We start from the raw sequence: 13,173 nt of genomic DNA on the forward strand, positions 1-13,173 counted from the left end.
CCAATGTGACGCAGGTGCTGGCCGACGACAGCATGGTGCTCAAGAACATCCTGCATGCCGCGCCGAACGCACTTGTCAACGGCTACAACATCTACAACCCGGACACCGGCGGTGTCTCAGCCGGCGCGGGCGGGGTCCCACCGCCGCCCGGCGCCAGGCCCGGCTCGGAGTACACCACGTTCTGCGGGGCGGGACCCAGATAGGCGTTGAACGGCAACGGAAGATAGTTGAAGTTCATCAGACGCAGTGCGGGCCCGAGGTACTCCGCGCACGCCTTGCCGGATTCTTCCGCGGTGACGTTCTCCACCGCGGCGATCGCCGAGCAGATCAGCGTGACCGGGTTGGCGAAGTTGTTCATCGCGAACGAGCCGCGCGGACCGCCGGTGTCCGGGTTGTAGATGTTGTAGCCGTTGACAAGTGCGTTCGGCGCGGCATGCAGGATGTTCTTGAGCACCATGCTGTCGTCGGCCAGCACCTGCGTCACATTGGCCAGCCGCTGCACCTGCTCCACGGTTTGGTCCCGCGAGCCCTCGATGAACCGACGCACCTCCCCGACGGCCTCCGACAACGTGGTGATCGCAGAATCGAGGTCGGAGCGGCTGCCGTCCACGACACTGGTGACGTCGGCCAGCCGGTCCTGGAACTGCACGATCTGAATGTTGCTGTCGCGCAACGCGGTGACGAACGTCTGGAGGTGGGTGATGACCTCGACGATGTCGCCGCTGCCCTCGCCGAGAATGCGCCCCACACCCGAGAGTTGGGTGATGGTCTCGCGCAGCTTGTCCCCGTTTCCGGCCATGGCGCCGGCGGTGGTGTCGATGAACCGCCCCAACGACGTTTCGGAGATGCCGCTGCGCGGTCCGAGTTCGGTGGCCAGGCGGGTGAGCTGTTCTTTGATCTCGTCCCACTCCACCGGCACCGCGGTGCGGTCCTGCCCGATCTCGGCACCGTCGGCCATCGTCGGCCCGCTGGTCTCCGGTGTCGCACCCCACGCCGGGGTCAACTGGACGTAGCGGGCCGACACCAGGTTGGGCGCCACGATGATCGCCTCGGCGTCCGCAGGGATCGGCACATCGTGGTCGATCGCCAAGGTCATCTTGGCACGGGTGCCCTGCGGCTCGATGGACTCGATGGTGCCCACCCGAACGCCGGCGACCCGCACCTCATCGCCCGCGTAGATCGCTGTGGCCGAACGGAAGTAGGCGACGACGGTGTAGGGGCTGAAAAAGTGTCGGTAGACGAGAAACCCCGAGCCTGCCACCGTCAGCACGACCAGTGCGGCCAGCAGTGATGCCCTCATCCACGGCGCAGTCTTCGCTGTGATGGTCATCGTGAGCCTCCGGGAATACCGTTGTAGGGCCACGGGAACTCAGCTCTCGGCCCGGCATTGTCCGGAGGTTGTCCGGCGTTCACGCCCCGCCGGAAGCCGAGTGCGTAGTCCAGGAACGGCTGGATCGCCGGCCCCGGCAGCAGATTCGACGCGAAACCGTTGTAGAAGAAGCCGTTGTTCACGGCCTCGCCCTGCGTGACCTGATACTTGGCCAGCCCCTCTAACGAGGCGGTGATGTTGTCACGGTTGCGTTCGAGCATCTCGGAGACCGTGTTGAGTTTCTCCAGCGTGGGTGCGAGTTCCTGCTCGTTGTCGGCGACCATCCCGGAAAGTTGCCGCGCCACGGCGGTGGTGCTCGCGAGCAGGTTGACGATCGCGTACCGGCGTTCCTGCAGCACGGCCAGCAGGTCGTTGGCGTTGAGCAGCAACGAGTTGACCTGGGCGCTGCGTTCGGAGAGCACACCGGTGACGTCGGACGCCGCGTCAAGCAGAGCGCTGAGCGACTCGTTGCGACTGTTCAGCGACTTCGACAGACGGCTCACCCCGTCGAAGGTCGGCCCCAGTTGCGGGGCGATGCGTTCGATGGTGTCGGACAGCGTGTCCAGTGACTGGTTGATCGCGGCTGTGTCGGTGGCCGCGGTGTTCGAGGTGAACTCACCCACCGCGTCGGTCAGCGAGTACGGCGAGCCGGTGCGGGTCAGGGGTATGACGCCCATCGAGCCGAGGCTCTCACTTCCCGACGGTTCGAGTACCAGTACCCGTTCGCCCAGCACGGTCGCGATACCGATGCCGGCGGTGGTGTCGGTGCCCATGCGCACCGTGCCGTCGACGGAGAAGGTGACCAGGGCCGTGCCGCGGGCGAGTTCGACATCGGAGACCGAACCCACGGTCACTCCGGAGACCTTCACGTCGTTGCCGGCCGTCAGGCCGCCGGCCTCGGCGAACACCGCCTGGTAGCGCACCGACGTCGCCATCGCCCAGAGCTGCTGGGGCTGCAGACCCACGACGATGACGAGCGCGATGAGCACGACGCCGAGGAAACCGGCTCGGACGAGGGAAGAGCCACGGTATTTCTGCATCAGGGTTCACCGCACCTTCCGGTGTTCTGAATGACCCACGGGAAGTGCGCGGTGCGGCCCTGCAGGTCGGTGACCCGGATCGACACCCCGCAGATGTAAAGGTTCAACCAGCTTCCGTACGAACCCAGCCGCACCAACTTACGGTAGTTCTGCGGCGTCTTCTGCAACGCGAGATCCAAGCGGGCCAAGTCGGTTTCGTTCGACAAAAGTGGCGCGAGGCGGTTCAGCTCATCGACCGTGCCGGCCAGCGGCGGCCGCGCCTCGGTCAACAGCCCCGCCAGTGACGCGGTGCCGTCGTCCAGCGCGGTGATGGCTTCGCCGATCGGATCGCGGTCCTGCGCCAGCCCCGTGGCCAGCTGTTCGAGTTGATCGATGGCTGCCGAGAAGTTCTCGCCGTCCTCGGCGACGGTGGTGATGGTGTCGTTGAGGGTGTCGATCAGCCGTTCCACGGTCTGGCCGTTGTCGGCCAGCGCGTTGGTGAACGACGACGTCCGGCTGAACAACGACTCCAAATTTCCGCCCTGACCCTGCAGGATCTGGATCAGGGAGCCGGTCAGACCGTTGACGTCGTCCGGATTCAACCCCTGGATGACGGGTTTGAGGCCCCCGAGCAGGAGGTCGAGGTTCAGTGCCGGCTCGGTGCGCTGCACACCGATCCGGGAACCGGGCGGCTGGATCTTCGCCGAGCCGGGTTGGTCGAGGAGCTCGAGGTAGCGATCGCCGACCAGGTTCAGGTAGCGCACCGCCACTTTGGTGCTCTCGGTGAGCCTGACGTTGTCGTCGGCGTCGAAGTCCACCACCACGGTGCCGTCGTCCTGCAGTGCGACCGCTCGTACCGTCCCGATCCGGATTCCGGCTGCCCGCACCGAATCTCCGCGCTCCAGACTGGAGGAGTCGGTGAACACGGCCGAGTACCTGTTCGCCGATCCTGACCGGTACTCACCGAAGATCACGAAGAGCCCGACGGTCAGCAGCACCATCGTCGATCCGAACGCCGCGAACTTCGTCGCAGCCCTGCCCACGCTCGTCATCCCGGGTGTCCGATCTGTGCGCTGTTGCGCGGCGGCCCGTCGATCGGTCCGAACAACATCTGCTTGAGTCCGTCGGAATTCAGCACGATGCCCTGATTCCCGTATTGGGCCGGATTGGCGTTGACATCGGTGATCACGAACGGCGGGTGCTTCTGGAAGCCGACCTTCGGCAGATCCGTGCACTGCGGGCCACCCTTGGCCGCCACCTTCGGCAGGTTCTGCGGGTAGCGGTAGCGCTCCTGTCCGAGCACGATGGTCTGCAGCAGCAGGCCGCCGGGCACCGGCGTACCGGGCGCCTTGGCCAGCTGCACGGCGCCGCCCAGGCCACAGTTGAGGGCCTGGTGGTATTCGTTGAGCAGGTCGGTGGTGGGAACGAGCAGATCCATCACGCCGGTGATTGCCTGGCGATTGCCGCCCACCACCTCGTTACCGGTGTCGGACAGCCCGATGACACTGACCAGCAGTGTGTCGAGGTTGTGCTGTTCGTCGACGATGGTCTGGCTGACGGTGGTGGCGGCTTCGATGGTGTCGACCAGTTCCGGTGCCACGTCGGCGTACGTGCCGATGACCGCGGGGGCGACCGAGAGCTCGTGTTCCATGGCGGGCAGGCTCGGCTCGATCTTGGCCAGGAACGCGTCGAAGTCGACCATCGCCTGCCCGATCTGATCGCCGCGCCCGTCCACGGCGGTCGCCAGCGCACCCAGGGTCTGATTCAGTTTGGCCGGCTCGATCTTCGCCAGCACCGAGGACAGCTGCTCGAACACCGTGTTGATCTCCACGGTGACGTGATCGGCGTTGAGTATCTGACCGGCCCGCAGCGGCTGCACCGAGGGGTCGGCCGGCGGCACCAGTTCGACGTACTTGGATCCGAACACCGTCGACGAGGCGATGTCGACCCGGACATCGGAAGGGATGAGGTCCAGGTATGACGGGTCCATCGCCAAGTGGATCGCCGCCCGGCCGTCCGGGAGCGTCTCGATGGACTGCACCGAACCCACCTGCGCACCATGCAATTTCACTTTGGCGTCGGCGTTCATCACCAGGCCGGCCCGGTGCGACAGCACGGTGACGGGAATCGTGCTGGTGAAGCTGCCGCGGAACAGGCCCACCGCGACGGCGATCACCGCTGCCACCGCCAGCACGGTCGCGAGACCGATCAAGGGCCGTCTGGACCGTTGGTTCACTGCCATCAGTCGCCCCCGCTAACCCGACAGGTTGAAGTTGCCGTTGGCGCCGTAGACCGCCAGTGACACCAGAAGCGTCACCGAGATCACGACGATCAGCGATGTCCGCACGGCGTTGCCGACGGCGACGCCCACACCCGACGGGCCGCCACCGGCGAAGTAGCCGAAGTAGGTGTGCACCAACAGGACCGCCATCGCCATCAGGACCGCCTGGAGGAAGGACCACAGCAGATCCTTCGGGTTGAGGAAAGTGGTGAAGTAGTGGTTGTACAAACCAGCCGACTGCCCGAACAGCACCACGGTGGTCAGCTTGCTCGCGGCGAACGACAGGATCACCGCGATCGAGTACAACGGGGTGATCGCGATCATGCCGGCGATGATGCGGGTGCTCACCAGGTACTCGACGGGACGGATCCCCATCGTTTCCAGCGCGTCGATCTCCTCGTTGATACGCATGGCGCCCAGTTGGGCGGTGACGCCGGCACCGAAGGTCGCGGCCAGTCCGATGCCGGCCACCACGGGCGCCGAGATCCTGACGTTGATGAAGGCGGCGAGGAAGCCGGTCAGCGCTTCGATGCCGATGTCGCCGAGGGAGCTGTATCCCTGCACCGCCAGGGTGCCGCCGGCAGCCAGGGTCAGGAATCCGACGATGACGACCGTTCCGCCGATCATCGCCAGAGTCCCTGCGCCCATGCTGATCTCGGCGACGAGGCGCACGATCTCCCGTCGGTAGTGCACGGCCGCGTGCGGGACCCCGGCCAGGGCCCGCCCGTAGAACGAGGTGTGGTCGCCGATCCGTCCCAGGGTGTCGACCGGCCGGCCGACCTGGCGGGCCAGTCGCGGGTGCAGTGCGCGTATCGCCGTCATAGCCGCTCCCTAACCCGCCGTCATCTGGATGCCGATCGCCGTGACGACGACGTTGACGACGAACAGAGCCATGAAGGCGTACACCACCGTCTCGTTGACCGCGTTGCCCACCGCTTTCGCGCCGCCGCCGCTGATGCTCAGCCCCCGGTAACACGCCACGAGGCCGGCGATCAGGCCGAACAGCGCCGCTTTGACACAGGAGATGATCACCTCGGGCACCCCGGTGAGCAGTGTGATACCCGCGGCGAAGGCACCCGGGTTGACGCCCTGGATGAAGATCGAGAAGACGTAGCCGCCAAGGATTCCGATGATCACGACGAGGCTGTTGAGCAGCAGGGCCACCAGACCCGAGGCCAGCATGCGGGGAGTGACCAGTCGCTGCACCGGGTTGATGCCCAACACCTCCAGCGCGTCGATCTCCTCGCGGATGGTTCGTGAGCCGAGGTCGGCGCACATCGCTGTCGCCCCCGCCCCGGCGACGATGAGCACCGTGACCATCGGGCCGACCTGGGTGACGGCACCGAACGCGGCGCCGGCCCCGGACAGGTCGGCTGCTCCGAGTTCTCGCAACAGGATGTTCAGAGTGAAGCTGACCAGGACCGTGAACGGGATCGCGACGAGCAGCGTCGGCATCAGAGACACCCGAGCCACGAACCATGCTTGCAGCAGGAACTCGCCGCCCTGGAACGGGCGCCGAAACAGGAACTTCACCGCGTCGGCGGACATCGACAGCAACCCTCCGACGCCCTGCATCGGACCCGATACACCGGCGCCCAACGCTGGTAGTCCGAGAGACCAGCGGTCCGCGGCCTTGTTCACCATGTGCCGCCGAACCCTTCTTCGAAGCCTGACTGACACCGCCACAGCGGCGACACACACGGTGACAGTTGGTGATGACCTGGGACACACCCCGTCCCATCCACCGGGAAGCGCCGCGCGGACCGCTGCGATCACACGTGAACTTGGACAGCCCGGTGCCACACTCGACACCGAACGGATCGAACGGACAGGAGTTGCGTCATGCCCACTACCCCGGCAGGGTCGTCGTCTCACCTCGTGCGGTACGCCGATCGACGGGTGCTCGTCACCGGCGGTGGTTCGGGAATCGGACAGGCCTGCGTGCTGCGCATCCTCGCCGAGGGCGGCACGGTGGTGGCCGCCGACATCAGCGCCGACGGGCTCGCCGACACCGTGCAGAAGGCAGGTGAGCCCGAGGGCCGGTTGTCCACGGTCGTGATGGACGTCGGTGACGAGGGGTCGGTGTCCGACGGGGTGGCCGAAGCGCTCACGACGTTGGGCGGCCTGGACACGCTCGTCAACGCCGCCGGGATCCTGCGTTCGTCGCACCTCGCGCAGACCACGCTGGCCGACTTCGAACAGGTCCTGCGTATCAACCTGATCGGGACGTTCCTGGTGACCAGGGAGTCGATCGCGGCGCTGCACAAGGGAAGCGGTCCCGCGGTGGTCAACTTCAGCTCCACCTCTGCGCATTTCGCCCACCCCTACATGGCCGCCTATGCCGCGTCCAAGGGTGGGGTGCTGTCGATGACACACGCGTGGGCGCTCGAGTTCGCCAAGGCCGGTATCCGGTTCAATTGTGTTCAGCCGGGCTCGATCTCGTCCGGGATGACCGATGGCACCGGCGCTTCACGACAGAGCGTCGGGCCCGGCCTTCCCGAGGACGCCGACTTCACGTTGTTCGGCAAGGTCGCACCGATGCTGCCCCTGGACGGTGGCGCGATCTTCGCGGCACCGGATGCGGTGGCCGGCGTGGTGGCGATGCTGGGCAGCAACGACGCGTACTTCATCACCGGCACCGAGGTCAGGATCGACGGCGGGTCCCACATGTAGTCGCAGTCGCCGCACGGATCGTCCAACTACGGAGATGCAACCATGAGAATCGGTCAATTCGGTGGAGCCGCGATGCTGGTCGCCGCGTCGATCGCGACGGCCGTGCCGGCCCACGCCGCGCCGTTCTTCGCGAACTACTCGCTGAACATCCAGGGCCGCTATGACTTTCACACCTGGACCTGGGCGGTGACCTACTGCATCCCGGCTGCTCCCGACTGCGCACACATCAAGGCGACACCGATGCCGATCGCGAAGGCCTTCGAGTACAGCGGGGATGCCCGCCTCGCCGACGGCAGATACACGCTGACGGTGGACGTTCCCGACGGCCTCCGTTGCGGGAACGTGTATTACGGTCCCATCATCCCCACCCGTGATGTCTACGACTGGGACGCGGCCACCCTGCAGGGCACGTTGACGTCCTCGTTCGCCACGGGGTGCGACGGCGCGCCGGGCGGGGCGTTCACCTACCCGTTCACGCTGGTCCGCCTCTAGTCTCGCCCGGCGATTCCCGCCACGCTCCTCAGCGCCGCGCCTGCCCCCGACAGGCGCCCTACACCGTCTCGGGAAGCGTTGCGCCGGTGACCAACTCGGCGTACTGGCGCATGAGTCTCAGCGCAGTCGCCCGGCTCACCTCGGGGTCCCGGGCGACGATGCGGTATCCGAAATAGTCCTCCATGGACATCAGCGTCATGGCGATGTCACCGGCGGGATACCTCAGGTCGAACCACCCGGACTCCGCGCCGGCGCCCAACAGGTCGGCGTAGAGGCCGACCTGACGGTGGTAGATGCCCTGCACGTCGCCGCGCCGGTCGAGTTCGAAGCCGGCGGCCAGCACGGCCCGCCAGATGGCCCGCCACTCCGCGTCCTCGGGCCCGGTCGGCAGACCGGCGGCGATGGTCAGCGCCAGTTGCGCGGGCGGATCCCCGGCCTCGGCGCCGAGTCGCAGCCGCTCGTCATAGAAGCGGACGTCCGAGCGCAGCGCCAGCTCCGACAACAGCTCCGACATGTCCTTGAAGTAGTAGCGGATCGCGTTGGTCGTCAGCCCGAGCTCGGCGGCCACGTCGGCGAGCTTGAGGGTGGCCAGGTCGTGGCGCTCGATGAGCGCGATCGCGGCATCCATGATGTCGCCCCGCCGTTCCACCTGCCGACTCGGCCGCGCCATGCCGTGTCACCTCCCTCTGCTGGGTGTCGATCCAACTTATTCTGCCGTTCCGCTTGCGCCCCGGACCGTACGGGCGCATAGTTCTTTTCCACTTAGGAAAAAAACTACCAGGGAACGAGCGGAACCAGTGCGTGCCAGAGACCTCGACGTGGTGATCGGGGAGCATCCCACCGGACCGGCCAACGCGATCACCGACGTCGCCGGCGTGCGGGTCGGGCACACCACCCTCGACGCCGACGGCCCCCCGGCCGTCCACACCGGCGTCACCGTCGTCGTCCCGCACGACGACATCTGGACCGAACCGGTGTTCGCCGGCTCGCACCGCCTCAACGGCAGCGGTGAACTGACCGGCCTGGAATGGATCCGCGAGTCGGGCGAGCTCACCACCGCGATCGGGCTCACCAACACCCACAGCGTCGGCGTGGTCCGCGACGAGCTGGTGGCGGCACAGGTCCGGGCCCGCGGGGACGGCCTGTACTGGTCGCTGCCCGTCGTCGGCGAGACCTACGACGGCCTGCTCAACGACATCAACGGCTTCCACGTGCGGCCGGAGCATGTGCGGGCCGCGCTGGACCACGCCTCGGACGCACCGCCGGCCGAGGGCAACGTCGGAGGCGGCACCGGCATGATCTGCCACGGCTTCAAAGGCGGAATCGGCACCTCGTCGCGCGTCACCGAGACAGCGGGTGGCCCGTACACGGTCGGCGTGCTCGTCCAGGCCAATCATGGCCGCCGGGAACGGCTCCGGATCAACGGCGTACCCGTCGGCGAACTCATCGGGCCGTCGCAGGTGCCACTGCCCGACCTGCCCGCGCGGTACGAACCCGGTTCGGGCTCCATCATCGTCATCGTCGCCACCGACGCGCCGCTGCTCCCCCATCAGTGCACCCGGCTGGCCCAGCGGGCGGCACTCGCGGTGAGTCGACTCGGGGGAACCGGCGAACAGTACAGCGGCGACCTGATGTTGGCGTTCTCCACCGGCAATCGCGGCATCCCGCCGTACGCATGGGACGAGGACCCCGCCGCCTCCCGGCCCGAAGTGGCGGTCCGGATGGTCGCCCCCCAGTTGATGACCCGGTTGTTCGATCTGACGATCGAGGCCACCGAGGAGGCCATCGTCAACGCGATGGTCGCCGCCACCACGATGACCGGGCGCAACGGCTTCACCGCGCACGCGCTCGATCACGACCTGCTGCAGCACGCGTTGCGTACCAATACCCTTTCACCCCAGGAGATCTCGTGACCACTGCACCCACCAGAAGCGAGGGACGGCGCCTGACCGGACACCTCGGCCCCGTCGGCATCGTGTTCATGGTCGTCGCGGCGGCCGCCCCGCTCACCGTGATCGGCGGCAACATGCCGCTGGCGATGGGGCTCGGCAACGGCGCGGGCGCCCCGATGGGGTTCGTGATCGCCGCGTTGGTGCTGCTGGTGTTCAGCGTCGGTTTCGTGACGATGACGCCGTATGTGCCCGAGGCCGGCGCGTTCTTCTCGTATGTGACGGTCGGTCTGGGTGAACGGATGGGTAAGGGCATCGCGGTCGTCGCGCTGATCGCCTACACCGCGATCCAGGTCGGGATCTACGGCTACATCGGCTGGGCCATCGGTGACACCGTGATGTACTACGACGGCCCCGTGATCCCGTGGCCGGTCTACTCGTTCGCCGTGCTGGCGATCGTCGCGGTGCTCGGCTACCGCCACATCGAGCTCAGCGCCAAGGTGCTCGGGGTGGCGCTGGCCCTGGAGATCGGCGTCGTCGTGGTGCTGGACGCCGTGATCGTCGCCAACCCCGGCCCGGCCGGCGTCACCTTGGCCTCCTTCGATCCGGCCGTGTTCACCAGCGGCACCATCGGCATCGCGATCCTGTTCGCACTCACCGGGTTCATCGGGTTCGAGTCCACGGCGGTGTTCCGCGACGAGGCCCGTGACCCGGAGCGCACCATCCCGCGCGCCACCTATGCCGCGGTCATCCTCATCGGCGCCTTCTACGCCATCACGGTGTGGGCGTTCGTCGTCGCCATCGGTCCCGATCAGGTCGGCGCGGTGGCGCAGCGGACCCTCGACGGAGAAGGCAACATGCTGCTGGACACCACCGGCGACATGTTGGGTGCGGTCGGCCGCGACATTGTGAACGTGTTGTTGCTGACCAGTCTGTTCGCGTGCGTGTTGTCGTTCCACAACGTGATCGCGCGCTATCAATTCGTGCTGGCCGGCAAGGGCCTGCTGCCGGCGCGGCTGGCGAAGGTGCACGACAGCCACAAGTCGCCGGCGTTCTCGTCGGTGGTGCAGACGGTCACCGCCGCGGTCATCATCGCGGTGCTGGCGGTCCTCGGAATCGACCCACTGGTCGGGGTTTTCGGCTCGATGGCCGGTGTCGCGACGGTGGGCATGGTGACGCTGATGCTCACCACGTCGATCGCCGTGCTGGTCTTCTTCGTACGCCGGCGCGACGGTGTGTCGGGTGGGCTCTGGACGACGCGGATCGCTCCGGCGCTGGCGGTGGCCGGCCTGCTCGCCAGCCTGTGGCTGGTGTTGTCGAACTTCACGTTGGTCACCGGCGGCAGCACGACGCTGAGCACCATCTTGGCCGCGATCCCGTTCGTGGGACTGGTCGTCGGGTTCCTGGCCTGGCGACCTTCGCGGTCGCTGTCCTCGACGCCCACGATCTGATCAGCTGCCGGTCAGGCTGTCGGGCTCGATACGCTGCCGCGCATCGAGCACCATCAGCGCCACCGCCAGCGAGGTCATCGATTCGGCGTCGTCGAGGTCGACGCCCAGCGCATGTTCGATGGCCGCCAACCGTTTGTAGAGGGCGGGTCTGCTCATGTGCAGCCGCGCGGCCAGCGCCGCTTTGTTACCCGCCAGGCCGAGATATTCGCGGAGCACGTGGACATCGGCGGCCGCGCCGGAATCCAGCAGGGGTTTGAGTTCGGTCTCGGCGAACCGCTGGACGCGCGGATCGTCGCGCAGCAACGTCATCAGCCCGCGCAACCGGACGTCGGACGCCCGGAAGTACGGTCGCGCGCTGTCCCGCATCGCCAGCGCCACCTCCGCGACGTGCCCCGCTTCCGCCAGACCGCGGATGGCGTCGGTGACGTCGGCTTCCGGTGTGCCCACGGCGCACACCGAACGCGTCACCCCGTCGACGCGGCGCAGATCGTTGCGCAACCGTTCACCGACGTCGGCCAGAGCCCGGTCTGGCCCGCCGCGCGTGGTGTTCACCGCGAGCAACGCCGCGATCTCCCCGTCGCGGCGGCCGGCGAACACGCCGGTGTGGCCCGCACCGTTGACGGTGTGGGCCACGGCATCGAGCAAGGAGATGTTGCGTCGTTGCGCCACAAGCGGATCGGTCGCCGTCCCGGTCCGCTCGACGCGCACGACCACCGGGAAGTAGCGCGTCGCCTTCCGCAGCCCGAGCGCGTGCGCGCGGGCGGCGGCTTCCCGTTCGTCTGCCACCCGGCCCTGCAGGACGTCGTCGATCAAGCCGCTCTGCGCCTGCTGGTGAAGACCGGTGTTGTTCCTTTCGACCATACGGTTGAGGGCCAGCGCGGCCGACGCCCGCTCGAGCACCATCGTCACCCGCGGCCTGCTGCCCGCGGCGAGGGGCACGATCAGCCGGCCCCACTCTTCGCCGCGTGGCCCGACCGCGGTGAGCGCCCACTGCTCGGGGCCGCCGTCCGGTGTCCGGCTGCGCCGTGACCGGTTCTCCCAATCGTCAAGCAGCGTGGCGGTTCTGGCGCCTCGGGCCGACACGGCGATCGCCTGATGAGCGAGATCCTCCAGCACGACCGGCAGGTCGAGAATGCGTGCGGCCGCGTCGACGATCGCGGCCACGGAGGCGCGCTTCATACTGAGTTCGGTGAACGCCTCGTGTACCCGCCGGTCGAAGGCGACTTCCTCATACTGCTCGGCCACGATGCGGCGGTGCACGATCTCGGTCACGTCGACGAACCGGATCTGCCGGTGCAGCACGACGAGCGTGAGATCGAGTTTCTTCGCCAGGGTCGTCAGCGACCCGGGAAACGGCGTCGACGTGGCCCCCAGCTCGACGACGACTCCGAGGGCACCGGCGTCCGCGAGGCCCTGCAGATAGCGGCGCGGGGTGCGCCCCAGCCCGGCGCCGGTGGTCAGTACGAGCTCACCGCCCTGCAGCAGCGTCGACAGGTCGGCCACCCCGCCGACGTGCAGCCACCGCACCGGGTCCGACCAGCGGCACGCACTGAGGATTTCCGGGGAACCGCGCTGTACGACCGGCAGCTCGACCACTTCGCCCACCGTGACCGCCATTTACACAGTGTAATCCCCGTGCGCGATCTCGTTACGAACTGCAACGTCTTCTCGGCGTCGGCCGCCACCACACTGGAGGCAACCGCCTGTACACGCCCGGCAGACCGCGCACCGGAGAAGGAGCCATTCATGACGACGACCATTTCGCATTGGGTTGATAATGAGGTGTTTGTCGGTGGGGGTGGCGCGACGGCGCCGGTGACCAATCCGGCCACCGGTGTGGTGACCGGTCAGGTCGCGTTGGCCTCGGTGGCTGACGCGCAGACGGTGATCGCGGCCGCCGCCGCGGCGTTCCCGGCCTGGCGGGACACCTCACTGTCCAAGCGCACCCAGGTGCTGTTCCGGTTCCGCGAACTACTCAACGACCGCAAGGGCGAGCTGG

13 protein-coding genes are annotated in these 13,173 nt (G+C 67.4%); 5 read left to right on the plus strand and 8 right to left on the minus strand.

The genetic code is table 11. The annotated features are described in order from the left end of the window. Positions 1 to 91: 91 nt before the first annotated feature. The 6 genes from ASJ79_RS07095 to ASJ79_RS07120 are packed head-to-tail and all read right to left on the minus strand — an operon-like array spanning position 92 to position 6,313. Entirely contained in the window at positions 92 to 1,330 is a 1,239-nt protein-coding gene (locus ASJ79_RS07095) for an MCE family protein (protein WP_369803618.1), read from the minus strand. Continuing rightward, complete coding sequence (locus ASJ79_RS07100; protein WP_067954021.1) at positions 1,327 to 2,409, minus strand: MCE family protein; 1,083 nt, start codon at positions 2,407 to 2,409, stop codon at positions 1,327 to 1,329. Before ASJ79_RS07100 ends, ASJ79_RS07095 begins: the two co-directional genes overlap by 4 nt. Continuing rightward, positions 2,409 to 3,440 (minus strand): MCE family protein, encoded by a 1,032-nt coding sequence (locus tag ASJ79_RS07105; protein ID WP_067954022.1) that lies wholly within the window; start codon positions 3,438 to 3,440, stop codon positions 2,409 to 2,411. Before ASJ79_RS07105 ends, ASJ79_RS07100 begins: the two co-directional genes overlap by 1 nt. Beyond that, positions 3,437 to 4,630: an MCE family protein gene (locus ASJ79_RS07110; protein WP_067954023.1), complete on the minus strand. Its 1,194-nt coding sequence runs from the start codon at positions 4,628 to 4,630 to the stop codon at positions 3,437 to 3,439. Before ASJ79_RS07110 ends, ASJ79_RS07105 begins: the two co-directional genes overlap by 4 nt. 12 nt (positions 4,631 to 4,642) lie before the next feature. Continuing rightward, the gene (locus ASJ79_RS07115; RefSeq protein ID WP_067954024.1) at positions 4,643 to 5,491 is read right to left on the minus strand and encodes an ABC transporter permease; all 849 of its coding nucleotides are present in this window, start codon (positions 5,489 to 5,491) and stop codon (positions 4,643 to 4,645) included. Positions 5,492 to 5,500: 9 nt separating this feature from the next. After that, positions 5,501 to 6,313: an ABC transporter permease gene (locus tag ASJ79_RS07120; RefSeq protein WP_067954025.1), complete on the minus strand. Its 813-nt coding sequence runs from the start codon at positions 6,311 to 6,313 to the stop codon at positions 5,501 to 5,503. Positions 6,314 to 6,511: 198 nt separating this feature from the next. On the opposite strand from ASJ79_RS07120, the gene ASJ79_RS07125 reads away from it, so the two are divergent. Both ASJ79_RS07125 and ASJ79_RS07130 read left to right on the plus strand, forming a co-directional pair. Then, positions 6,512 to 7,342 carry an SDR family NAD(P)-dependent oxidoreductase gene (locus tag ASJ79_RS07125; RefSeq protein ID WP_156448314.1) on the plus strand — a complete coding sequence of 277 codons (831 nt, stop codon included), beginning with the start codon at positions 6,512 to 6,514 and terminating at the stop codon, positions 7,340 to 7,342. Between the two features lie 42 nt (positions 7,343 to 7,384). Then, entirely contained in the window at positions 7,385 to 7,834 is a 450-nt protein-coding gene (locus tag ASJ79_RS07130; protein ID WP_067954027.1) for a hypothetical protein, read from the plus strand. A 58-nt stretch (positions 7,835 to 7,892) separates the two neighbouring features. On the opposite strand, the gene ASJ79_RS07135 is transcribed toward ASJ79_RS07130, so the two are convergent. Next, on the minus strand, positions 7,893 to 8,504 hold the full coding sequence (locus ASJ79_RS07135) for a TetR/AcrR family transcriptional regulator (RefSeq protein WP_067954028.1): 612 nt from the start codon (positions 8,502 to 8,504) through the stop codon (positions 7,893 to 7,895). 127 nt (positions 8,505 to 8,631) lie between these two features. On the opposite strand from ASJ79_RS07135, the gene ASJ79_RS07140 reads away from it, so the two are divergent. Both ASJ79_RS07140 and ASJ79_RS07145 read left to right on the plus strand, forming a co-directional pair. Beyond that, complete coding sequence (locus ASJ79_RS07140; RefSeq protein ID WP_067954029.1) at positions 8,632 to 9,747, plus strand: P1 family peptidase; 1,116 nt, start codon at positions 8,632 to 8,634, stop codon at positions 9,745 to 9,747. A 68-nt stretch (positions 9,748 to 9,815) separates the two neighbouring features. Further along, on the plus strand, positions 9,816 to 11,174 hold the full coding sequence (locus tag ASJ79_RS07145) for an APC family permease (RefSeq protein WP_231750760.1): 1,359 nt from the start codon (positions 9,816 to 9,818) through the stop codon (positions 11,172 to 11,174). On the opposite strand, the gene ASJ79_RS07150 is transcribed toward ASJ79_RS07145, so the two are convergent. Beyond that, positions 11,175 to 12,791 (minus strand): PucR family transcriptional regulator, encoded by a 1,617-nt coding sequence (locus tag ASJ79_RS07150; protein ID WP_067954031.1) that lies wholly within the window; start codon positions 12,789 to 12,791, stop codon positions 11,175 to 11,177. Between the two features lie 129 nt (positions 12,792 to 12,920). On the opposite strand from ASJ79_RS07150, the gene ASJ79_RS07155 reads away from it, so the two are divergent. After that, on the plus strand, positions 12,921 to 13,173 hold a 253-nt coding region (locus tag ASJ79_RS07155; protein ID WP_156448315.1), incomplete at its 3' end, for an aldehyde dehydrogenase family protein.

It is taken from the genome of Mycobacterium sp. NAZ190054 (assembly GCF_001545925.1).
In the GTDB taxonomy this organism is placed as follows: domain Bacteria; phylum Actinomycetota; class Actinomycetes; order Mycobacteriales; family Mycobacteriaceae; genus Mycobacterium.